Consider the following 23,413-nt stretch of genomic DNA (forward strand, 5'->3'; position numbering starts at 1 on the left):
CGATGGGAATGAGAAGGGTGCCGGCCGGCCTGGACGCGCCAGGCCGGCCGATTGGATCAGGTCACCTCGAAGCCGCGCGGCTCCGCCTCGTCGAGCACCAGGATCGGCAAGGTCGCTGGCGCCTCCGGCAGCGCGGTCGTCTCCGCCGTGGCCTCCAGCTCGAGGACGCTGTCGGGGCCCTGCGGCTCCGCCAGCATCGTCACCGGTGCCTGCCTCGCGGCGAAGGCATCGAAGGTGAACCCTTCCTCCGCGGCGAAGGAGCGTAGCGTGGCCGGCGCCGCCGCGGTCTGCGCAAGCCGGAAGGATTGCAGGTCGAAGGGGCCGCCATTGAAGGTCAGGCGGATCGTCTGCACCCCGGCATTCAGGTCGACCTGCACCGTCTGGCCGGTGGCGAAGGTCGTGTAGCTGTTGGTATCCGGCACTGCGACCGCGCCGCTGGTCTCGTAGATGGTGCCGTTCTGGGTGAAGCTGGCGGAGATGCTGCGGCCGGGATCGGGCGTCGCCGTGCTGAAGCTGAGGGCGTAGCGCCCGGCCTGCTGCACGTTGACGGTATACTCGACCCACTCGTTGTTCGAGACCCAGCCGATGGCTTGGTTGTTGCCAACCACATCGACGCCCTCGTTGCGGCCTGCGGTACCACCCTCATCGAGGTTGGGCGTGGTGTCGCTGAAGGCCACGCCCTGGCCGCCGACGTCGAACTGGGTGGCGTTGATCACCACCGCCGCCGCTCCGATCACGGCAGGCGTGCCGGAGAAAGGACCCTGGCCGTCCGGCGGCGCGAAGGCGAAGTTGAAGGACTGCAGATCCAGCGGCCCGCCGTTGAAGGTCAGCCGAACGGTCTGGACGCCGGCCTCGAGGTCGAGCTGCGCCGCCTGGGTGAGGGCGAAGGCGGTGTAGCTGTTGGTATCGACCACGGCGACGGTGTTGCTGGTCTCGTAGACGGTGCCATTCCGCTCGGAGCTGGCGGTAATGGTCCGGCCCGGGTCGAGCGTCGCGGCATTGAAGGCCAGGTTGTAGCGCCCAGCCTGCTGGACGTTGACGGTGTACTCGACCCACTCGCCGTTCGTGATCCAGCCGATGGCCTGGTTGTTGCCGACCACGTCGACACCCTCGTTGCGGCCCGCGGTGCCGCCCTGGTCGGTGTTGGGCGTGGTGTCGTTGAAGGCCACGCCCTGGCCGCCGAGGTCGAACTGCGTTGCAACGATCGAGATCGGTGAGACGCCGACCGCAATCGGTATCCCCCCGAAGGGTGTCTGGTTGGTTGGTGTTGGTGTGGAGGGTGCGACGGTGAGGGCGAGGTTGGCGGTTGCGTTGGCGGTGCCGTCGGAGGCGATGACGCCGATGGTGTAGGTGCCGGCGGCGGCGGGGGTGCCGGTGATGACGCCGGCGGTGCTGATGGTCAGCCCCTGCGGCAGTCCGGTTGCCGAGTAGGTCAGCGCATCGCCATCCGCGTCGGTGAAGGTCCCGGCCGGCAGGGCGTAGGTAAAGGCCTGCCCCTGGGTTGCCGCCTGGCCGGCGAGCGGCTGCGCCGCGACCGGTGCGGTGTTGGCCCGGTCGAGGGTGAAGGACTGCAGGTCGAAGGCCCCGCCGTTGAAGGTCAGGCGGATCGTCTGCACGCCGGCGTTGAGGTCGAGCTGCGCCGCCTGGCTGTCGGCGAAGACGGTGTAGCTGTTGGTGTCGGCCAGGGCGATGGCGCTGCTGGTCCGGTAGACGGTGCCGCCCTGCTCGAAGCTGGCGGTGATGGTGCGGCCCGGGTCGGGGGTCGCGGTCCGCATGACCAGGTCGTAGCGCCCGGCCTGCTGGACGTTGACAGTGTACTCGACCCACTCGCCGTTGTTGATCCAGCCGAGGGCCTGGTTGTTGCCGACCACGTCGGCGCCCTCGTTGCGGCCCGCGGTGCCGCCCTCGTCGAGGTTGGGCGTGGTGTCGTTGAAGGCCACGCCCTGGCCGCCGAGGTCGAACTGCGCCGCCCCGATCGTCACCGGCGCCGCCCCGATCGCAACCGCCGTTCCGCCGAAGGGCGACTGCTGCCCCCCTGCCGGCGGCGCCTGCACGTAGTTGAAGGTGAACGACCGCAGGTCCAGCAGGTAGGGTGAGTCAGCCTGCGGCGTGCCGCCGAAGGTCAGGCGGATCGTCTGCTGCCCCGCCGGCAGGGTGAGGTCGACCGGCGCCGAGGCCTGGAAGGGCGCCGTGCCGAAGTTCGTGCCGCCATCCTGCAGCGCGACCGTGGCAAGCGGCGCCGCCTGCCCGAGCGACACCGCGACCGTGGCATTGGCCAGCGGCGTCTTGGCGTTGAGGCTCAGGCGGTAGGTGCCGGCCTGGGGCACGTTGATGGTGTACTCGACCCACTCGCCCGGCAGCACGTAGCCGATGTCGTTCTCCGCGCCGACGGTCTCCACCCCGTCGCCCGGGCGGAAGGTGGCGTTGCCGCCCGCCTTGCCGGCGTTGTCGTTGAAGGCAATCCCCTGCCCGCCCTGGTCGTAGTTGGAGGCATCCACCGTCAGCGCATTGTTGACGAAGGACGGCGCCGTCCCACCAAAGGGTGTCTGGTTGCCGGTCGGCGGATTTCCGGCGGTCACGTCGAAGAAGTTCAGCGTGCCGTCGTTGTCGGCATCCGCCTGTAGCGCGTCGATCACGCCATCGCTGTTCGCATCCTCCCGCCCGGCCGGGCTGTAGCCCTGGACGTTCTTGATGACGAACATATGGTCGTTGTAGTCGTAGTTTCCGGCGCCCGGGTAATCCTGGATGCCGATATAGGTGCCGGGGATCACCTTGCCGCTCGCATCCAGGGCCTGGAAGAAGCGGATCAGGTGGCCCTGGTTGTCGCCGACCAGCTGGCCGATATTCGGATCGACATTGTTGATCTTCGGATCCGACCAGGAGGAGTAGGTCGGCCGCCCATCGACCGAGATGTAGAGGCCGAAGGGGCCATTCTGGTTGATGGTGGCGCGGGCGACATTCGCCCCCGCCCCGGCGCCCGGCACCAGCGCATCCGGCAGCACCGTCTGGCCCTGCTGGTCGTCATTGGCGAAGAGCGGCGTCACCTGCGCGGATTGCAGGCCATGGAAGCCGATGCGCGCCACGTTGCCCTGGGTCAGGAAGGCGGCGAGCTGGATGACCTCGATCGGCCTGGTGGTGTCGAGGCGCTGCATGTAGGGCAGCAGCACCTCGTCGCCGACGGTCTCCACGACGCCGCCGCCTGCCAGCTCGCCCTGCGCCATGTCGGTGCCGTAGCCGAAGGCATCGACGATCTGCGCCACGGTCGGCTCCGAGTCCCTTTCGGAGAATTCCTGGGCGAGGCCAGCGAGGGTGATCACGCGCGGCCCGTTCACCGAGTCGTTCGACTGGATGGTGAGCGTGCTCTCGTAGAGCTGCGCGCCGGCCGTGGTGCCGGCATGCGTGCCGATGAAGCGCACGGTGACATTCGCCGTGCTGCCGGGATTGATCGTGGTCGGCACCGTGCCGACGATCTGGAAGGCCGATGTGTCGGCGACGGTGATGCCGGTGATGTTGAGCGCCGTGAAGCCGTCATTGCGGAGGGTGATCACCGCCTCGTTGCGGAAGGCCTGGCTGGCATTCGCCGGCGTGTCGATGTTGGTGAAGACCAGCCGCTGGTCAGCCGCCGCATCGTCGAGGCCCGTCACGCTCAGCACCTGGCCGAAGCCGACCGGCGCGATGCCCTCGATGACGACCATGTTGTCGTTGTAGTCGTAGTTGATGCCCGTGTAGTCCATGATCCCGAGATAGACGTTCGGGATGATGTTCCCGGCCTTGTCCACGGCCTGGAAGATGCGGTGGGTGTAGCCGCGTTCCAGGTTCTCCGTCCCGGCCGGCGGCGTGCCGCCACCCTCCGGGTTCAGTCGCGGATCGGTGGAGAGGCCGGCGATCGACATGCCGAATATGTCGTTGCCCATCCAGCTGTCCGGGATGCGGGCTGCGTTGAAGAACGCTGTGGCGAAGTTGGTGCCGCTGACCAGCGGCAGGATGGTCTGGTTCTGGGTGCTCCCATGGTCCCAGAGCTCGACGTTCTGGCCCTTGTTGCCAGGGTTGTGGATCTGGAAGGTGGCGCCGCTAGGGCCGTGGAAGGCGGCAATATGGGTGACCTTGACCTGCGTCACGCCATCGGCGATTCGCCAATAGGGCGAGAGCACCTCCGTCGCATCGGCCGAGCGGTAGAGGTCGAAGTCGTTGAGGGTCGAGTTCTCGCCGCCGCCCGAGGTCGTCAGCCCCTCGATGACGTTGCCGAAGCCGAAGACCTTCCAGACCTCGTTGACATTGGGCTCCTGCCCACCCTCGTCGCGGGACTGCCAGAAGCCGGCGAGGTCGATGGTCGCAACCGGGCTGTCGGCATCATTGGTGATGAGTCGGATGGAGCCCTCGAAGACGGTCGAGGTCGCGTCCACATTGCTCGTCGGCGGCGTGTAGGCCGCTCGGTTGAACAGCACGGTCACGTCGATCGACTGGCCCGCCGCGAGCGTCAGCCCGTTGAAGACCGCCGGGTTCGCCAGAACGAAGGGCCCGTTGATCTCGGCGCCGAGCACCGAGAGCGCCTCGGTGCCGGTGTTGGAGATGCGGACCGTGCCGCTTTCCTTGAAGTCGCGGTTCGGAGCGCTGCCGTTCGGGTTCTCCAGGTAGCTGAAGTGCAGCCTGTTGTCGAAATAGGCCGGGTCGAGGCTCTGCACCGCGATATCGGCATTGGGGTTGGCCGCCATCGGCCGGATGTCGAGATAGTCGATGGCGTTGGCGCCCGGCGCGTTCGAGACCACGCGGAGCTGGTACTGCGTGCCGGCGTCGAGCTCGAGGAAGACCGTCTGCTCTCCCGCCGTGGGGAAGGCCATGTTCTCGACCAGCGCGCCGTTGAGGTAGAGGTTCAGCCCCTGCCCGTTCAGCGCCCCGGCATTGGCGGCGAGGTCGAAGGCATAGAGGCCGTCCTCGTCCACCGTGAAGTAGAACTCGACATTCTGGCTGTTCAGGATGCGGGTGCTGTCATCCGCAGTCTGCTCGAGCTGGATCCGCGTATCGCCCTCGACCGCGACATAGTCCGGCGCGAAGGGGCCGGAGCTCGCGCCCGTTGCCACGCGGAGCTGGTCGATGTTCGGCCCGACCGCATTCGGTGCCGTCAGCCGGATCGTGTTGGCGCCGGCGACGAGGTTCACCATCGTCGTCTGGAACTGCCACTGATCCTCGGCGGCGTTGCTGAAGCCGGGGAAGCTGAGCGGGCCGAGGTTGACGCCGTTCACCGTCAGCGTCAGCGGCCGGTCGCCCTTGGACGTGGCGAGGGCGTAGCGGAAGGCGATCTCGAAGGAGCCGGCCGCCGCGGAGTTCACCGTCCAGGTGATGGACTGGTCGCCGGAGCCGTCGAAATCGACGAAGCCGGTGCCCTCCTGGTTGCGGTCCTGCGTGATCACCACAGCGCCGGAGAGCGCAGCCGCCTCCGCCTCGTAATAGGCGTAGGTCTGGCCGCCGGGCGCCGCCGGCTGCGGCGCGAGCACCTCGATCTGGTCGATGTTCGGGCCGGCCGCGGTGGTCTGGCGGAAGGTGATGACGTTGGTGCCGGCGATGAGGTTCGCCGGGATCTCGATCACCTGCCAGGTGGACCAGGCTGCCACCCCCGTCACGCCCGGCGGGGGGCTGAAGCCGAAGGTGCCGACGCTCGCCCCGTTCACCAGCACCTGGAGCGGACGGTCCGCCGTGCCGCCATTGCCGTACCGCACGCGGATCAGGCCCGAGCCGACCTGGTCCTCCGGGACGTTCACGTTGAAGGTCAGCAGGTCGCCGATCGTCGCGCCGTAATCGGCGTAGCCGCCGGCCACGCCATCGGTATTGACCGTATTTCCGTCGAGGCCGAAGGCGCCCGGGCGAAGGCCGCCGACGAGGTCGTTGCCGCTCTCCGGATTGGCCGTGGTGCGGATCTGGATCTGCGCCGCGCCGCCGGTCGAGACACTGACGGATGTGCCGTTATTCGGCGTCACGTCCTCGGCCTGGACCACGGCGAGCGAGACGAGGTCGCCGGTGCCGCCGCCCGGAGTGCCGCCCGGTGTGAAGGTGGCGGTGGTCGTCGCGCGGTTCTGCGCGTCGTCCGTGACCTCGAGCTGGACGGCAACCGGCCCGCTCTGCGTGCTGAGGTCGAGTGTGAAGCGGTTGTTCGCGTCCAGCGTCACCGTCTGCTGCGGGCCCGTGCCGATGCGGACACGGAGCGCGGTGATGTCGGTGTCGAGGCCGCTCACCTGGAAGACGACAGCGGCCGGGTTGCTGGCATTCGCCACGGCGATGGCCAGGTTGCCGCCCTCGTCGGCCGTCACGTCCTGCGTCACGCCGCCCGGGGCGGGGGTGAGCAGCACGAGCTGGCTGGCGCCGGTCCCGCGGTTCAGCGTCATCAGGTAGAGCTGGCCGGTGACCGGGTTCTCGATGATGTCGAGCGGGTCGATGTAGTCGTCGATGATGGAGCCGTCCGGCCGGCGCAGCACGTCGTCGCCGACGATCTTGCCGTCGCTGCCGACGCGGATCACGCGGACGTTGTCGCCGGTCGAGAACTGCGCGATCAGGATCGCGCCCTTCAGGTTGGCGCCGAAGGCATTGCCCTTGTACTCGGTCGCGCCGTTCGGCGACTGGTTGTAGCCAAGGTTGTAGGTGCCATCGAGGTCGTAATTCTCGTCCGGCAGCACGCCGACATCATAGCCGTCGGTGTTCGGGTTGCCGTCCTTCCGGTCCGTCACCTCGTTCGGGTCGATGCCGCCAGTGGGGTTGCCGCCGTTGAGGACGTAGGTGCCGCGCAGCGGGTTGGGATGGCCATAGTACTTGCCCTCCTCAACCGTGAAGAGATAGTCGTATTGCTTGGGCGAGTTGCTGATGATCTGGCTGCCCGTCTGGGCCGGATCGTCCGGCGTCCTGCCGCCGGAGGCCGTGCCGTTGGTCGGCGCGTAGAGCTGGCCGTTCGAGTGCCAGACCAGGTCATAGGCGTTGCGGATGCCGGTGGCGAAGATCTTGAGCACCGCATCCGGGGCGAAGGGGTTGTAGAAGCCCTGATAGGTACCGTTCGCGTTAAAGCTCGAGGCCGGATTGGTCGTCGTCGGAGCGCTGACCGGCTCCGTCCGCACGTCGAAGCCGCCCGAGGGCGCGCTCCGCCGTGGGTCGATCTCCAGCACGGCCGCGTTCAGCAACCGCTCGGGCCGGTTGCCCCAGGCGCCATCCGGGCTGCCCGCCGCGGAGTTCGAACCCTGGGACAGGTAGAGCAGGTAGGCCGGCTCGCCCGCAGCGCCCGCATTCGGGTTGGCACGGAACTCCAGGCTGTTGGTCACATGGTCGCCGCCAGAACGCGGCAGGCCGGTGACATAGGCCTGGGCCGTCGCGCCCGTGAAGGAGCCATTGGTTCCGAGCGTGATCTTGCTGATGCGGCCAGAGAATTCCGGCGTGTCGAACGCCTTGTTCTCCCGCGGGATCGGATAGTTGTCCGTGACCCAGATGGTGTTCGGATTCTCCGGGTCGAAGGTGAAGCCGATGATGCCCCGCCGCCCTGCGGCACCCTGGCTGAAGTGGTCGAGGACCAGGCTTTCCTTCGAGCCGTTGTTGATGGAGCCGTCGGAGTTGACGGCCCAGCGATAGATCTCCCCGGTGATGGTCGCCACGTAGAGCTTGCCGTCCGGCCCGAACTCCACCGTAGTGAAGCCACCGGCCCCATCGGCGAAGCCGTCCAGGAGCGTCTGGGTGGTGAAGGCCACCTCGCGGGCAGTCTCCACCGGGGCGGTGCCGGTGACGAAGGTTGTCGTCAGGTCCTGCATCTGGTGCAGGGGTGCCGTCGGATTCTCGATGCCGCCGAGGTCGAGCACGTCCTCGACCTTCAGCGTGTAGCTGGTGTTCTCCTTCAGCGGCTGCGTCGGGCGGATGGTGAGGCTGTCCGCGCCACCGCTGATCTGAACTGTGACCGCGACCTGCTGGCCCGTCAGTGTCTCGACAAGCTTGACGTTGTCCACATGCGCGATGTTCGGCCCGCGATGGTCGGGCGCCTGCACGTTGACGCCAACCACCAGGGCAGAGTTGGGGTTGATGCCTGTCGGCAGCGATCCGTTCTCGCCGATGGCGATGGAGACCTGCTCGTTCAGGTAGGAGGCGACGGGGGCGACGAAGAAGGAGTAGTCCAGGTCGGCCGTGCGCGTGTCCTGCGGCGTGAGGTCAGGCACGCGCTCGATCTCGAGATACTGGATCTCGGTGTTGGTGCCGCCGATCGAGTCGATGGTCAGCCGTCCGTCCGTCACCTGCACGATGCGGGTGACGAGGGTGGAGCGGAAGCCGCCGCCGGTCTGCGCGCCGTTGCCGCCGGGATTGGCCGGTACCCAGTCCGCGCCGGTCCGCACGCCCTCGAGGTTTACGCGATAGGTGCTGTCGAAAGCTCCGGCCGTGTCGCCGATCGACATCTTCACCTGATAGGTGCCGTTAGCCAGCGCCATCTCCCAGGCCCGCGCAGTGCCAGCGGGCGCGCCGGGATACTCGAAATGCGCGTAGGTCTTCTGCAGGTCCGAGGCGTTGGCGACGGTGCCTTTGTACCAGTGCGCATTCGCGGGTTGCGCCGCGGCAATGGTGCCGTTCGCCGTGCCGTCGGCGACGCTCGCCTCCGTCACCCAGCCATAGCTGAAGCCGTTGCCGCGGTCGCCGAAGCCCGCTCCGGTATCGGCGAGATAGCCGGCCGGCGTGACATAGCCGGCGGGCAGCCCGTTCGACGTCTGCCCGGGCGCCGGCTGGAAGTTGATCTTGACGACCGGCTCGAAGGTCAGCTGGTCACGCGTGTCGACAGGCGTAGTGCCTTCGCTGGCGATGGTGACGCTGTCGATATTGGGTCCGCTCGTGCCATTGTTGGCGAGCGAGATGGTGTTCTGGCCCGCGGCGAGCTGAACGGTGACGGTGGCGGTCGCCCAGTTGTCCCAGCCATCGACGCCGGTGCTGGTGAAGGCGATGGTCTGGGTCTGGCCGCCTACGTTGAGGGTCATGGGTCGCGCCGCGCTGTCGTTGCTGCCGTTGCTGTAGCGGAAAGACAGGGTGTAGGTGCCGGCGGTGGGGGCAGTGACGCCGAAGCTCACGGCATCGCCGGCATTGCCGCCCATGTCCATGTAGCCGCTGCCGGTGATGCCGTCCCAGAGGCCATCGCCGTTCACGTCGCGGCTAGGAGCCGTGAAGCCGGTGCCCGTGTTCCCGACCTCGCGCTTCTGGGTAAGAGCTGCGCCGGTGCCCGTGTTGTCGCTGATGACGAAGGTTTCGGCCTGGATGGTGAGCTGGAAGGGCGTGCCGGTCGTGCCGCCGATGATGACGGAGGTGGTGGCCTCGGCCTCGTTGCCAGCGGCGTCGGTGACGATGACGGTCGCGGTCCTGGTGCCGGCGGGAAGGGCAGAGCCGTTGAAGACGAAGTCGCCGTCGGCGTCGGGCAGAACGGTGGTGCGGGTGGCGCCGCCGTCGAAGCTGACCTCGGTCTTGACGATATCGGCGTCGCGGCCGGCGACGTTGAAGTTGATGGAGGCGGCGCCGGTCTGGTTGAGCGGCTCATCCGGCCCGGAGAGGAAGAGGTTGTTGTCGGCATCGGCGGTCGTGTCGGTCGGGGTCCCGACTGGGGCGATCTCGATGCTGTCAAGGTTGGGGCCGGAGGTTGCGCCGGCAGGGATGGCAAAGGAGATGGTGTTGGCGCCGGCCTGGAGGGTCACCGTCTGGGTGAGGGTTCCCCAGACATTGAAGCCCTGTTCGGCGACTGGTCCAGTGCCAGGGCCGGTACTGGGGAAGGGGACGGTGGTGGGGGTGCCGTTGTTGACGGAGATGGCGAGGGAGCGGTCAGCACCGTTGAACGGAGCGGAGGCGTAGCGCACGCTGAGCGTATAAGCGCCTGCCGTTTCGACTTGGACGGTGTAGGTGACGCGATCGCCGCCGTCATTGCCGAAGTCGAGGTAGCCCGTGCCGGTGAAGCCAGGGCGGAGGCCGTTCGGCAGATCGGGGTTGCTTTCCCGATTGCTTGGATCCCGGACCTGCGTGCTTTGGCCGTCTGCCGCCGTCGCCAGCGCGATCGAACCCGACTCAGCTTGGATCAGGATTGGCGCCGCCGGCTCTTCCTCCTCGGCGCTGATGATCAGGGCGAAGGTGTCGGTGGCGGTTGCGCCGGCCGTGTCGGTGGCGGTGACGGTCAGCTGGTAGGTGCCGGCCGTGGTCGGGGTGCCGGAGAGGGTGCGGGTCGCGGCGTCGTAGGTGACGCCCTGCGGCAGGCCGGTGAGGGTGAACGCCAGCGCGTCGCCATCGGGGTCGGTGAAGGTGCCGGTCGGCAGGACGAAGCTCAGCGCCTCGCCCACCTGGCCGGTTTGGTCGGCGATGTCGTCCGCCACCACCGGCGCGGCGTTCTCCGGCTCCTCCGATGCGGGCTTGGGGGTCAGCTTGACATAGTCGATGCGGGCGAATTCGAGGTTGTCCGAAGTGGCCCGCAACTCGAGCACGGAGTTGGCGCCGACCGTGACATTGGCGAAGGTCACCTCGCGCAGGTTGCCGATCTGGGCGCCATTGCCCGGCGTTGCCTGGTCGAAGCGCCAGTCGCCGACCTTGATGCCATCGACATAGAGCGAGGCGCCGATGTTGCTGTCGTTCTCGTCGAGATAGGCGATGCGGACGTCATAGGTGCCGGCCGTCACTCCGACATCGGCGAGGTCGGTCGAGGTCGCGCCATTCTGGCGCGAGGGCAGACGGATCACCTGGCCGCCGGAGGCGCCGGTGATGGCCTCGGAGGTGAAGCCGGTGCGACGCTCGAAGGCCTCCGCCTCGATCCGCACCGGCGCTGCCGGCGCCTGCCCCTCAGGGGTGATGATCAGGGCGAAGGTGTCGGTGGCGGTTGCGCCGGCCGTGTCGGTGGCGGTGACGGTCAGCTGGTAGGTGCCGGCCGCGATCGGGGTGCCGGAGAGGGTGCGGGTCGCGGCGTCGTAGGTGACGCCCTGGGGCAGGCCGGTGAGGGTGAAGGCCAGCGCGTCGTTGTCCGGGTCGGTGAAGGTGCCGGCCGGCAGGGTGAAGCTCAGCGCCTCGCCCACCTGGCCGGTCTGGTCGGCGATGGCGGCCGCCAGCACCGGCGGGGCGTTCTCGTCGGCCTCAGTGACCATTATCTGGAAGGTGTCGTCCACCTCGGCGCCGGCGGCGTCCGTGGCGGTGACCGTGATCGTCAGCGGAGTGCCTGCGGCATCGTTCGGCGGCGTGCCGGTCAGCAGGCCGTTCGCGCCGAGCGTCAGCCAGCTGGGCAGGCCCGTGGCGGTGAAGCTCAGGCTCTCGCCATCGGCGTCGCTGAAGCGGGTGGCGAGGTCGAGGCTGAAGGGAACACCTTCCACCGCGTCCGCATCGGCGATGCCGTCGCCCACCAGAACCGGCGCCGTGTTCTCCGGCTCTTCATCCTCAGGCGCGATGATCAGGTCGAAGGTGCCGCTGACGGATGCTCCGGCCGTGTCGGTGGCGGTGACGGTCACCTGGTAGGTGCCGGCCGCGGTCGGGGTGCCGGAAAGGGTGCGGGTCGCGGTGTCGAAATCAAGCCCGTCGGGCAGGGTGTCGACAGTCAGCGTCAGCGTGTCGTTATCCGGGTCGGTGAAGGCGTCGGACGGCAGGGTGAAGTTCAGCGCTTCGCCTACCTTGCCGCCCTGGTCGGCGATGGCGGCAGCCTGCACCGGCGCGGCGTTCTCCGGCTCTTCCTCCTCGGGTTCGATGATCAGGTTGAAGGTGTCGGTGGCGGTTGCGCCGGCCGTGTCGGTGGCGGTGACGGTCAGCTGGTAGGTGCCGGCTGCGGTCGGGGTGCCGGAGAGGGTGCGGGTCGCGGCGTCGTAGGTGACGCCCTGGGGCAGGCCGGTGAGGGTGAAGGCCAGCGCGTCGTTGTCCGGGTCGGTGAAGGTGCCGGCCGGCAGGGTGAAGCTCAGCGCCTCGCCCACCTGGCCGGTCTGGTCGGCGATGGCGGCCGCCAGCACCGGCGGGGCGTTCTCGTCGGCCTCGGTGACCGTTATCTGGAAGGTGTCGTCCACCTCGGCGCCGGCGGCGTCCGTGGCGGTGACCGTGATCGTCAGCGGAGTGCCTGCGGCATCGTTCGGCGGCGTGCCGGTCAGCAGGCCGTTCGCGCCGAGCGTCAGCCAGCTGGGCAGGCCCGTGGCGGTGAAGCTCAGGCTCTCGCCATCGGCGTCGCTGAAGCGGGTGGCGAGGTCGAGGCTGAAGGGAACACCTTCCACCGCGTCCGCATCGGCGATGCCGTCGCCCACCAGAACCGGCGCCGTGTTCTCCGGCTCCTGCTCAATGGGGGCAGTAATGGTGACGCTGTCGATATTAGGCCCGTTGGCGATGGTGTTGGCGAGCGAGATGGTGTTCCGGCCTGCGGCGAGCTGGACGGTGACGGTGGCGGTTGCCCAGTTGTCCCAGCCATCCACGCCGGTGCCGGTGAAGGCGATTGTCTGGGTCTGGCCGCCAGCGGTGAGGGTCATGGGCCGCGGTGCATTGTCGCCGCCGCCGCCGTTGCTGTAGCGGAAGGCGAGGGTGTAGGTGCCAGCGGTGGGGATATTGACGGCGAAGCTCACGGCATCGCCGCTATTGCCGCCCATGTCCATGTAGCCGGAGCCGGTGAAGCCGTCCCAGAGACCATCCCGGTTCACATCGCGGAGGGGGGGCGTCAAGCCGGTGCCCGGAGCCCCGGGCTTCCGCGCCTGCGTAAGGGCCGAGCCGGTGCCGGTGGTGTCGTTTATGGTGAAGTCTTCGGCCTGAATGATGAGTGGGGAGGGAGAGCCGATCGTGCCGCCGATGGTGACGGAGGTCGCGGCCCTGGCCTCGTTGCCGGCGATATCGGTGACGATGAGGGTGGCGGTGCTGGTGCCGAAGGGAAGGGCGGAGCCGTTGAAGACGAAGTTGCCCTGGGCATCAGGATAAACGGTGGTGCGGGTGGTGCCGCCGTCGAAGCTGATCTCGGCCTTGTAGATGTCGTCGTCGCGGCCGGCGACGTTAAGAGCGATGGAGGCGGCGGCGGCCTTCTCCAGCGGCGCCGTCGGTCCGGAGAAGGCGAGGTTATTGTCGGCATCGGCGACGGTGTCGGGCGCCGTGCCGGGCGAAATGATCTCGATTATATCGAGATTGGGCCCGGAAGTGGCGCCGGGAGGAATGGCGAAGGAAAGGGTATTGGTGCCGGCCTGGAGGGTCACGGTCTGGGTAAGGGTTCCCCAGACATTGAAGCCCTGAAGCTCACCGGTGCTGCCGCCGGTATTGGGGAAGGTGACGCTGGTGGGCGTGCCGCTGTTGACGGCTAAAGCAAGGGCGCGCGGGTTGCCGCTGAACGGAGAAGAAGCGTAGCGGATGTTGACCGTGTATTGCCCTGCAGTCTCGACTTCGAAGGTGTAGGTGACGCGGTCGCCTGCATCGTTACCGAAGTCGAGATAGCCCGTGCCGGTGTAGCCAGGACGGAGACCGTTCGGCAGGCCGGTAGTGCCTTCCCGGTTGCCCGCGTTTCGAACCTGAGTGCTGTCGCTGTCAGCCGAAGACGCAAGCGTGATCGCACCCGTCTCAGCTTGGATCCTGATACCAGCCATAACGTCCGTTCCTCGGCCAACGAATGCGCCTTGTTGCGCCCTGTTGGTGCGGACGGTACTCGGCCGAGATGGTTTGCATACTAGCAATACCGTGATTTCTTTGCATTTGACGATCTTTACTCGAATCGCATCAAAAATTGCCGTCTGAAATATCAAGTGGGACTTAATATAAACTAATTGGTTCTTGAGTCGGCCAAGTGTGTAAAATTCGTGTTGGTCTCGGTATGGTTGTGGATTTTTAACGTGATGCTGCCTTTCCCGCCCGCTTGCCTCACGGCTGCAGTCACACCGAGCCTTGGCACCACTGGATCATCTCGTTTCACGCCAGACAGTGGTTTTGCCGGAATGTTAAAGGGGCGCCATCTTGGCATGGCGCTGTCGTACGTCCCAGACAAGACCAAGCCGATGCAGCCGGTGATGCGTGTAATTCCGCATAACAAGCCGAAGGCCAGCGGCATGTAACGGCTGTTCGAGCCCGAGCGATATACTGTGCCGACGGGCCTGTTCATCAGCATTGCGGCGCCTTCAGGCGGCGATCCGCTGCGGATTGGTGTCAAATGTGATGAATAAGGAGGGAACCTTCACCGCAATCGGCACAGTGGCAAGACATGCCAACCGCCGTCGGCTGGGACCGTGGCGCTTGCGCCTCGGCCGAGGAGGGCGTCGGTGGCCACTGCCCGGGCACGGGCAACATCGTCGCCAGGAAGCGGCAGCGAAGGACGCCACGCAACTTCGCGTTGTGCATCCGCCAAGCGCTGCGCCCGCCCGTGACGGCGTTCACATTATCGAAGCGGCTGGCCGTGACGACAGGAAGCGGCGGCGGAGGCTCCTTGCCGGGGCAAGGTATCGCTTCGATGGTCGGTGAAGGCATCGAGCAGGTTTATAAATAGCCGTCCCCATTCACCCTTCCATTGAGCGTGCTCCCGACGTCGCCTCGACCGACTTCATGGTTCGGGCGGATCACCGGCCTCCGCGAGAAACTCGGCGATCTCGCTCCCGACCTCGGAGGGCGGCACGACTTCGAGCGGGACGCATCCGCCCTGCTCGCGGAAGGCGACGCTCCGCCAGCGCTGGAACAGGGCGGCACGACGCATCGCTTCCGCCTCCGGGTCGGGTTCGTCCGGCAGCCCGCCGGCGGCGGCAATCTGCTCCCAAGTCGGGATGCTCCAGTCGAACTGCACCCCGAGCAGCAGGCCGAAGCCATGGCGGGCTAGGTCGTCCGTGTCGCCCGGCGGCAGGTCGGCGGGTTCACGCCCTTCGACGAGGTCGAGCAGCATGCGGCGCATTGCCGCGGCATCGAGCCCGGCCAGCGCCTGCGGCGAGCGCCAGCCGGGCAGGAAGCGGACCTCCTCGCTCTCGGTGAAGAAGCCGCTGGCGAGCAGGCTCTCCGCCAGGGCGGTCGCGTCGGGGGCCTGCCCGGTGGGCAGGGCGACGGGCAGGGCCACCAGCGCGGCCCAGCCCGCGGGGCCGGCCGTGCCGCTCTCCGCCAGTGCCAGCAGGGCGCCGCCGAATTCGGTCATGCCGTCCTCGCCCTGGCGCTCGTTGATCTTGCGGCGGGCAAGGTCGAGGATATCGAGGCGCCCGGCCTCCAGGATCGCCTGCGTCAGGTCGCGGAACTGGTCGCCATCCTCGAAATAGGCGGCCAGCAGGCGGTCGGCGGCCGGGCCAGGGGCTAAGCCGAAGGCAGGCGGTTCGGCGTTGGCCTCATCCTCCTCGACATCGAGGCCGAGCAGGCGCAGCGCCGCGGCGCCTCGGACCAGCCGCGCGCGGTCGATCCAGGCCCGGCGGTTCTCCGGCGTGTCCTCACGGCCCTGCATCCATCGGCGGAAGGCGGCGCGGTCGGCCCGCTGGACGATGACCTCGACCCCTTCGAGGTCGAGCTCCGACGCCACGGCGCGGTTCACCGCCTGGGTCGTCTCGAGCTCGGCCTCGCCGGGGCGCATCAGGTCGAGGGTATCGGCATCGCGGTAATGGGTGAGGATGACGGCGTCGAGCAGCGGCGCCACATCGATGGCGAGGGCGGTCGCCGCCTCGACCTCCTCCTCCTGCTGGCTGGTGAATCCTGGCATCCGCGCCTCCCGAAGCCCAGGCGGCTTAACGCAGGCCAGCGGCCCTCGGACAGGCGCGATTGGTCGGAGCGGCGGTCGCGTGCTAGGGAAGCGCAGGATGATCCGGCTCCGGCCCTCCTTTGCGCGCCTGCTCGCCCTGCTGCTCCTGGTGCAGTGGGGGCTCGTCTTCGAGCATGGGATGCGGCCGCTGGCTCGCTTCGCCGGCGGGCACAGCGTCGTCATCTGCGGCGCGGAGGGGCTGACCACCGCCGTGCTGGACGATGAGGGGCGGCCGGTGCCGCAGCCGGCGGCCAAGCACGGGCTCTGCCCCGGCTGCTGCGGCCCCGTCGCGCTCGAGGGGCCGGCCCCGCCCGTCCTGGCGCTGCCGGTCGTCTGGCCGGCCGGGCAGCCGCCGTCGGGGGGTGAGGGGCTTCCGGTCGCGCCACCGCGTGCCCCGCCCCAGCAGCCGAGGGCCCCGCCCACCGCCTGACGCCGATCCGCCGCCGGGCCTCCGGGCCTGCCGATCCTCGCTGTCAGGACATCATCCATCATGCACCGAAACCTGTTCGCGCCGGGCCTTGCCCTGGCGCTGTTCCTCGCGCCTGCCACCCATGCGCAACCTTCTGACCGACCGCCTGCCGCCGTGCCGGGCGAGACCACCCTGCCGCAGGGCGTCGCCCTTGGCGGTGCCTTCTCGCTGACCGACCAGGCCGGGCGGGCAGTGGCCGACGGTGACCTACGCGGCCGCTGGGCGCTGCTTTATTTCGGCTACACCTCCTGCCCCGATGTTTGTCCGACCGAATTGCAGACCATGGCCGCGGCGCTGGATGCGCTCGGCCCGGAGCTCGGGGCGCGGGTGCGGCCGGTCTTCGTCACCATCGACCCTGAGCGCGACACGCCGGAGCGGCTGGCCGACTATGTCGCGCTGTTCCATCCGCAACTCATCGGCCTGACCGGCAGCGCGGCGCAGGTGGCGCAGGCGGCGCGGGCCTACCGGGTCTATTACGCCAGGGCCCGGCCAGGGGACGGTGGTGGGGACGCCTACCTCATGGACCATTCCTCCTTCATCTACCTGCTCGACCCGGATGGCGGGGTGCGGGCCCTGTTCCGGCCCGGCACCACCGCCGAGAACCTCGCCGCGGCGCTGCGCCGGAGGCTCCCGTGATCCATCGCCGCTCCTGGAGAGTCGCCATGCCCGCTCCGACCCTGCGCCGCCTCGCCATCGCCCTCGCCGCCGCCGGCGGCCTCGCCCTTCCCCTTGCCGCGCAGGAGGCGGGCGGCATAGCCGTCGAGCAGCCCTGGGCGCGGGCCGCCGTGCAGGGCGGCGTCGGCGGCGCCTTCATGCGGATCGAGAATCGCGGCGCGGCCGCCGACCGGCTGGTCTCCGCCTCCAGCCCGGTGGCGCGGGCGGTCGAGCTGCATGCCACGGTGCGCGACGGCGACGTCATGCGCATGCGTCCGGTGCAGGCGATCGACCTGCCGGCGCATGGCGCGGTGCAGCTGCAACCGGGCGGGTTGCACATGATGCTCATCGGCCTCAACCGGCCGCTGAGCCAGGGCGAGCGCGTGCCGGTGACGCTGTTCTTCGAACATGCGGGCAGCGTCGCGGTCGAACTCGCCGTCCAGGGCGCCGGGGCCGGCGGCATGGCGGGCCATTCCGCCATGCCGCGCTGAGGAGGGGGAGCGATCATGACCTTGCGTCACGGACTCGCCGGCCTTGCCCTGCTGGTCGGCCTCGCCGCCCTGCCGGTGGCGGCGCATGTCACCCTCGACCGCGCCGAGGCGCCGGCCGACAGCTATGTCCGCCTCGCCATCCGCGTGCCGCATGGCTGCGCCGGGGCGGCGACCACCGGAATCCGCCTCGCGGTGCCGGAGGGCCTGACCTCGGTGCGGCCGGCGCCGAAGCCGGGCTGGGCGCTCACCATCCTGCCGGGCGAGCCGGCGCCGGGCCGTGGCGAGCATGGCGCGGCCGCCTCCACGGTGAAGGAGATCGCTTGGCGTGGCGGGCCGCTGCCGGACGACCAGTTCGACGAGTTCCTGCTGATGGTCCGCACGCCGGACCGGGCGGGCCAATCGCTCTGGTTCCCTTTCATCCAGGAATGCGAGGGGGGCGCCGCTACCCGCTGGATCGAACGCGCCGAGCCCGGCCAGCCGGCGCCGCGCTGGCCGGCCTATGGGCTGCGGCTGACGCCGAAGCCGTGAGGCCACCGGGCCGGGGCGGGTGGCGCGCGCGCCTGCCGGCCCTGCTGCTGGCGGCCTGGCTGGCATCGCCGGGGGCGGTCCGGGCCCATGCCGCGCTGGTGGCGGCGGTGCCCGAGGACGGGGCGAGCCTCGCCGAGGCACCGGCCGAGGTGACGCTGCGCTTCGACGAAGCGGTGACGCCGCTCTCGCTGCGGATTGTTGGGCCCGATGGCGCGGCGCTGGCGCTGCCTGCCTTGCCCGGGCCGGGGCCGGTGCTGAGCGCGCGGCTTCCGCCGGGGCTCGGCCAGGGCATCTACCTGCTCGGTTGGCGGGTGGTGTCGGCGGATGGCCATCCCATCGCCGGCGCGCTGGCCTTCGGGGTGGGGGTCGCGGCGGCACCGGCCACGGCGCCGGCCGAGGACGGCCGGGCGACGGCCTGGGCGCGGGTGCTGCAAGGGCTGCGGCTCGTCTTCTACGCGGCGCTGGTGGCCGGGCCGGGCGCCGCGCTGTTCCGGCTGCTGATCGCCGAGCCGCCGCGGCACGTCGTGCGAGGGATGGGCTGGGCCGGGCTCCTCGGCCTCGGGGCGGCCTTGCTCTCGCTCGGGGCGCAGGGCGGGTTGCTGGCGGGGGTGGGGTGGGATGACCTGCTCGATCCGGCCGTCTGGCGGGCCGGGCTGGCGGTATCGCCAGCGGCGAGCCTCGGCCTCGCGGCGGCGGGATTCGGGCTGGTGGCGGCCGTGGCCTGGATGCGGCATCCGGCCGCACGCTGGGCGGGGGCGGGAGGTGCGCTGCTTGTGGCGCTCGGCCTACCCCTGGCGGGCCATGCCGCCACCGCCGAGCCGCGCTGGCTGGCGGCGGCGGCACTCGCCGTGCACGGGCTGGTGGCCGCTTTCTGGATCGGCAGCCTCTGGCCGCTCCGCGCCTTGCTGGCCGGGCAAGGAGCGGCCTGCGCTCCGGTGGTCGAGCGGTTCTCCCGGCTTGCCCTGCCTGGCGTGGCGGCGCTGCTGCTGGCGGGGGTGGTGCTCGGGGCACTGCGCCTGGGCTCGCTGGGTGAGGTGGTCGGCAGCGACTATGGGCAGCTGGTGCTGGCGAAGGCGGTCGGCTTCCTCCTGTTGCTGGCGCTGGCCGGGCTGAACCGGCAGCGGCTGAGCCCTGCCCTCACTATGCGGGAGGATGGCGCACGACGCCTGTCGCGCAGCATCCTGGCGGAAATGGTGGTGGCCGCCGCGGTGCTCGGCCTCACCGCCGCGCTGGGCCGCACGCCGCCGCCCCATGCGGCGATGCCTATGCACCATGCAGCCGCGGAGGACGTCGCCGTGGCGACGGAAGGAGGCGGCCTGGCCGCCCTCGTCGAGCTGCTGCCGGGCCGGGCCGGATCCAACCGGCTGGTGGTCACGCTCGGCCGTGCCTCGGGCGAGGCCTTGCCACCCCTCGAGATCTGGGCCGAACTGGAGCGTGCGGAGGCGGGCATCGGGCCGTTCCGCCGCCGGCTGCGGCCCGAGGGCGCCGGGCGCTTCGTGCATGAAGGGCCCGAATTTGCCTTGCCGGGGCGGTGGTCGGTGCGGGTGGAGGTGCTGGTCAGCGATTTCGAGCAGGTCGTGCTGGCGGTCGGGCTCGACCTGCCGCCGGACGCCGGGCGCTGAGGTCCGGTCCTACCGGGCAGGGCCGCGGGAGGCGCGCTGCGCGGGGTCAAGGCAATCCGGTGGGAAGGTCCAATCGCCGCCCTGCTGCAAGAGGACGGCAAGGGCCTCTTCGCCGCCGGGGTTGAGGGCCGTCTGCACCGCGCGTGTGCCCTCCGGCCAGCGGCTCTTGATGAAGGCGATGACGGCGCGGATGTCCTCCTCCGCCAGCCGTCCTGCGAAGGCAGGCATGGCGGAGCGATAGCCGGGGCCCGCCACGCCGACCATGCTGTGGGCGATGAACTCGTAAAGCTGCGCGTCGGGATGCTGCCAGGCATGGCCGCTGCCATCGAGCGGCGGGGCCGGCACCTGGCCCGCGGCATCCGCCTGCCACCAGCGGGGCTGGCCTTCGAGCGCGCGGCCGTGGCAGCTGGCGCATTCGGTGGCGTAGAGGCGCTCGCCGCGAGCGGCCTCCGCCTCGGGTTCCGCCGCCCCGGCGCCCAGGGCGAGCGGAATCCCGGCCAGGATTGCAAGGCGGGGAAGGAAGGCGGTCGTCCGGCGGTGCTCGGGCATGGCGGCAGACTAGGACGCGACCCCGCAGGCCGGAAGGTCCGGCCGCCCACCCGCGTTCTGGTCACGAAATTGCATGGCGGCCTGCATCGGATTTTCGGGAGCGAGGGATCACCATGGACATGCATCTCAGGCGTCGCGGCTTGCTGCGCGGTGCCGGCACGCTGCTCGCCGCCGGCGCGCTGCCCTTCGACCTGGCCCAGGCGCAGGCGGCCGGCGGCACACTCCGCGTTGGCATGACCGCGGCCGCGGTGCCGCTGACCAATGGCGTGCCGGACCAGGGCGCCGAGGGGCACCGCTTCATGGGCGTCACGCTCTATGACCAGCTGGTGCACTGGGACCTCTCCAAGGCCGATGCGCCGGCGGTGCTGGTCCCGGGGCTTGCGACCGAGTGGAAGGTCGATCCGGCCAACCCGAAACGCTGGACCTTCACCCTGCGCCAGGGAGTGAAATTCCACGACGGCAAGCCGCTGACCGCACAGGATGTGGTCTTCTCGTTCGACCGCGTGCTGAAGACGGATGCGCCGCATTTCGACCAGCGCGCCGCCGCCTTCGGCCGGGTCCGCGTGCCGACGGTCGTCGCCTGGGAGGCCGTGGATGAACGGACCATCGCCATCGAGACCCGGACGGTCGACAGCACGCTGCCCTATGGCGTGAGCTGGATCGGCATTGTCCAGCAGGGCGCCTGGGAAGCCGCGGGGCGCAACTGGGATGCCTACATGGCGAAGGCGGTCGGCACCGGGCCGTGGCGGCTGGAAAGCTTCAACATCCGCGAGCGCGCCGTCCTCACCCGCAATGCCGAGTACTGGGACGCGAAGCGGGTGCCGAAATGCGAGCGGCTGGTGCTGCTGCCGCTGGCCGAGCCCAATACCCGCGTCGCCGCGCTGCGCTCCAACCAGGTGGACTGGATCGAGGCGCCGCCGGCCGATGCGGTGCCGAGCCTGCGGCAGGCCGGCTTCACCATCGTGACCAACCAATACCCGCACAACTGGACCTGGCAGCTGGCGACGGCCGAGGGCTCGCCCTGGCGCGACGTGCGGGTGCGCCGCGCGGCCAACCTCGCCATCGACCGGGCGGCGATGAAGGACATGCTCGGCGGGCTGATGGATGAGGGCGCCGGCCTGCTCCCGCTCGGCGATCCGTGGAACAGCGTGCCGAAATTCAAATGGACCCATGATCTGCCGGCGGCGAAGAAGCTGATGGCGGAGGCAGGGTTCTCGCCGCGCAACCCACTGCGCACGAAGATCGGCATCTCCACCAGCGGCTCCGGCCAGATGCAGCCGATGGCGATGAACGAGGCCGTGCAGCAGATGCTGAAGGAGATCGGCATCGAGATCGAGTTCGAGGTGTTCGAGTGGAACACGCTGCTGACTATCTGGCGCGACGGCTGGAAGGCGCCCTCCAACCGCGGCATCACCGGGATCAACATCTCCTTCACCGCGATCGACCCGTTCACCGCGATGATCCGCTTCCTGCGCTCCGACCTGACGCCGCCGGCGGGGAACAACTGGGGCGGCTTCGCCGACCCGGACTACGATGCGCTGATCGGCCGGATCCTCGCCGAATTCGACCCGGCGGCGCAGACCCGGCTGGTCGCCGAGCTGCACGCGAAGATCGTGGACGACGTGCTCTTCCTCTTCGTCGCGCATGACCTGAATCCGCGTGCCATGAACCGGCGGGTGCAGGGCTTCGTGCAGGCGCGGTCTTGGTTCCAGGACCTGACGCCGGTCCGGGTCGGCGGCTGAGGGCGCGGGGCGGCGCCTGGTTCAGGCAGGCGCCACCCCCAGTTCGGTATCGATCGCCTCCAGCAGCGGCAGGCTGTCGGCGGCGAATTTGCGGGCAAGTGGCTGCCAGGCGGTGCGCAGGAGCGGCAGGTCCTCCGCCGTGCGGAACTCGTAGGGACGCGGCTGGCGGTCCCACAGGGCGAAGATCGGGCAGCCGAGCGGCGAAGGCTTGCCGAAGAGGTTCAGCACCGCGGAGTTGAAGAAGCTCTCGTCGGGATGGGCGGAGTAGCGGAACCAGTCGACGATCTCCGGCCGGTGCCGGTAGACATCGAGGCAGCGCAGCAGCGTTTCGCGCCGCAGCAGCCACCAATTCGCACCCTTGGCATAGCGCCAGGGGAAGCGCCCGGCCTGCTTCATGGCGAAGGCGCGGGCGAAGTCATCAAGCCTGCCAACCGTGGCGGCATCGAGGTGGCGGTCGGTATAGGACTCGCGCTGGCTCAGGTTGCCGATGGCGCAATCCGGCAGGTAGCAGCACTCGATGCGGCTGAGGATGGGGTCGCCCGGGGGAACTTCTCCGCTGTCGATCCAGTCGGCATCGGCGGTCATCATCTCGATCAGCCGCGGCATCGGCTTGATCGGGTAGGTGTCGCCAGAGAGGTGCAGGAAATGCGTATGCGCCGGCTCGGCGAGCGCCGCCTCGGCCAGACGGCAGACCGCCTCGATCATCGAGAATCCGGCCCACCAGACCTCGACCCGGTCGCGCAGCAGATGCGCCTCCGCCGGGAGGGCCTGCCGGAAGGGGGCGAGATCGGCCTTGGCATCCACATGGACATGGCAGGCGATGCCGGCACCGAGCATCCGCCGGACCAGGCGCGCGGTCACGACGGGCTTGGCATGGGCGAGGATCAGGCAGCAGAGCGTCATCGGCCGGCAGCTCAGGCCTCGGCGGGGAGGACGAGGTAGTTCTCGTTCACCTCGTACCGGCGGAAGCGGCGCTCGATGCGGTAGCCCTGCCGCCCGGCCCAGGCCTGAAAGGCCTCGGCATTGCGGTTCTCGATCTCAATGAAAATCGCCGGGCGCCAGGTGGCGATGGTCTGCTGCAGCCCGGCCAGCACCTGCATCTCCATCCCTTCGACATCGATCTTGAGGAAATCGACCCGGCGCCGGGCCAGGGCATCGTCGCCGCGGATCAGCGCCAGAGCGCCATCGTCCTGGGTGGGGGCGAGCCAGGTGCCGCCGAGATTGCCCTCGGGCACCCTGGCCTGCGCACGGCTCGGCACATCGGCGAGGCCAATGCCGAGATAAGTGAGGTCCGCCACCCGTTGCAGGCCGTTAAGGGCGAGGTTGAGCGTCAGGATGGCGATGGCCGGCGGATTCGGCTCGAAAACGATGACCTGCTGCGGGTGAAGGTACATCCCGACATAGAGGGAGTGGTTGCCGACATTCGAGCCGATATCGACAAAGACGCCGCCCTTCGGAAAGAATTCCTCGATGATGCGGAGTTCCTCGACCTCGTAGAACTGGCCGATGGCGTGATACTGCTGGATGACGTCCCGCTCGTCCTCGACGAAGAAGCGGACCTCCCGGCCGGCGATCGTGGCGGTCACGACGCTGCCGTGCTGACGATTCATGCCATCCTCCATTCCGCGCCCTCTCCGGCGGAGGGGTAACACGGTACCGTGAAGAATGGCATGGCGAGAATGGGCCGGGGCATCTCC

The 23,413-nt window shown here is 69.2% G+C and carries 13 protein-coding genes; 8 read left to right on the forward strand and 5 right to left on the reverse strand.

Annotated features, from left to right (window positions below):
• Window positions 1-56: 56 nt before the first annotated feature.
• Window positions 57-13,553 (reverse strand): putative Ig domain-containing protein, encoded by a 13,497-nt coding sequence (locus tag LH62_RS13415; protein WP_043361989.1) that lies wholly within the window; start codon window positions 13,551-13,553, stop codon window positions 57-59.
• A 246-nt stretch (window positions 13,554-13,799) separates the two neighbouring features.
• Here LH62_RS13415 and LH62_RS31510 point away from each other — a divergent pair, with 246 nt between their 5' ends.
• Window positions 13,800-14,015 carry a hypothetical protein gene (locus LH62_RS31510; protein WP_144404475.1) on the forward strand — a complete coding sequence of 72 codons (216 nt, stop codon included), beginning with the start codon at window positions 13,800-13,802 and terminating at the stop codon, window positions 14,013-14,015.
• A gap of 146 nt (window positions 14,016-14,161) precedes the next feature.
• The gene (locus LH62_RS30335) at window positions 14,162-14,443 is read left to right on the forward strand and encodes a hypothetical protein (protein WP_144404476.1); all 282 of its coding nucleotides are present in this window, start codon (window positions 14,162-14,164) and stop codon (window positions 14,441-14,443) included.
• Between the two features lie 54 nt (window positions 14,444-14,497).
• Here LH62_RS30335 and LH62_RS13420 read toward each other — a convergent pair whose 3' ends face one another.
• Window positions 14,498-15,622 carry a hypothetical protein gene (locus tag LH62_RS13420; protein ID WP_043361991.1) on the reverse strand — a complete coding sequence of 375 codons (1,125 nt, stop codon included), beginning with the start codon at window positions 15,620-15,622 and terminating at the stop codon, window positions 14,498-14,500.
• Between the two features lie 97 nt (window positions 15,623-15,719).
• Between LH62_RS13420 and LH62_RS13425 the strand changes: the two genes are divergently transcribed.
• From LH62_RS13425 to LH62_RS13445, 5 genes are read left to right on the forward strand one after another with little or no spacing between them, the layout of a single operon-like run.
• The gene (locus tag LH62_RS13425; protein ID WP_043361993.1) at window positions 15,720-16,091 is read left to right on the forward strand and encodes a DUF2946 family protein; all 372 of its coding nucleotides are present in this window, start codon (window positions 15,720-15,722) and stop codon (window positions 16,089-16,091) included.
• A gap of 60 nt (window positions 16,092-16,151) precedes the next feature.
• Window positions 16,152-16,766 carry an SCO family protein gene (locus tag LH62_RS13430; protein ID WP_082012556.1) on the forward strand — a complete coding sequence of 205 codons (615 nt, stop codon included), beginning with the start codon at window positions 16,152-16,154 and terminating at the stop codon, window positions 16,764-16,766.
• A gap of 26 nt (window positions 16,767-16,792) precedes the next feature.
• The gene (locus tag LH62_RS13435) at window positions 16,793-17,275 is read left to right on the forward strand and encodes a copper chaperone PCu(A)C (RefSeq protein WP_043361996.1); all 483 of its coding nucleotides are present in this window, start codon (window positions 16,793-16,795) and stop codon (window positions 17,273-17,275) included.
• A 15-nt stretch (window positions 17,276-17,290) separates the two neighbouring features.
• Window positions 17,291-17,803 (forward strand): YcnI family protein, encoded by a 513-nt coding sequence (locus tag LH62_RS13440; RefSeq protein ID WP_043361999.1) that lies wholly within the window; start codon window positions 17,291-17,293, stop codon window positions 17,801-17,803.
• Window positions 17,800-19,425: a CopD family protein gene (locus tag LH62_RS13445; protein ID WP_043362002.1), complete on the forward strand. Its 1,626-nt coding sequence runs from the start codon at window positions 17,800-17,802 to the stop codon at window positions 19,423-19,425. Before LH62_RS13440 ends, LH62_RS13445 begins: the two co-directional genes overlap by 4 nt.
• Window positions 19,426-19,434: 9 nt before the next feature.
• On the opposite strand, the gene LH62_RS13450 is transcribed toward LH62_RS13445, so the two are convergent.
• Complete coding sequence (locus LH62_RS13450; RefSeq protein WP_052214400.1) at window positions 19,435-19,974, reverse strand: cytochrome c; 540 nt, start codon at window positions 19,972-19,974, stop codon at window positions 19,435-19,437.
• A 113-nt stretch (window positions 19,975-20,087) separates the two neighbouring features.
• Here LH62_RS13450 and LH62_RS13455 point away from each other — a divergent pair, with 113 nt between their 5' ends.
• Window positions 20,088-21,716, forward strand: a complete 1,629-nt coding sequence (locus tag LH62_RS13455; RefSeq protein ID WP_201445494.1) for an ABC transporter substrate-binding protein — start codon at window positions 20,088-20,090, stop codon at window positions 21,714-21,716.
• 21 nt (window positions 21,717-21,737) lie between these two features.
• Here the strand turns inward: LH62_RS13455 and LH62_RS28385 are convergent, their stop codons facing one another.
• Together LH62_RS28385 and LH62_RS13465 are read right to left on the reverse strand one after the other, a co-directional pair.
• On the reverse strand, window positions 21,738-22,619 hold the full coding sequence (locus tag LH62_RS28385; RefSeq protein WP_052214402.1) for a beta-1,6-N-acetylglucosaminyltransferase: 882 nt from the start codon (window positions 22,617-22,619) through the stop codon (window positions 21,738-21,740).
• 11 nt (window positions 22,620-22,630) lie between these two features.
• Window positions 22,631-23,326 carry an FkbM family methyltransferase gene (locus tag LH62_RS13465; RefSeq protein ID WP_043365788.1) on the reverse strand — a complete coding sequence of 232 codons (696 nt, stop codon included), beginning with the start codon at window positions 23,324-23,326 and terminating at the stop codon, window positions 22,631-22,633.
• Window positions 23,327-23,413: the final 87 nt, after the last annotated feature.

The organism is Belnapia sp. F-4-1, from assembly GCF_000802185.1.
In the GTDB taxonomy this organism is placed as follows: Bacteria; Pseudomonadota; Alphaproteobacteria; order Acetobacterales; family Acetobacteraceae; genus Belnapia.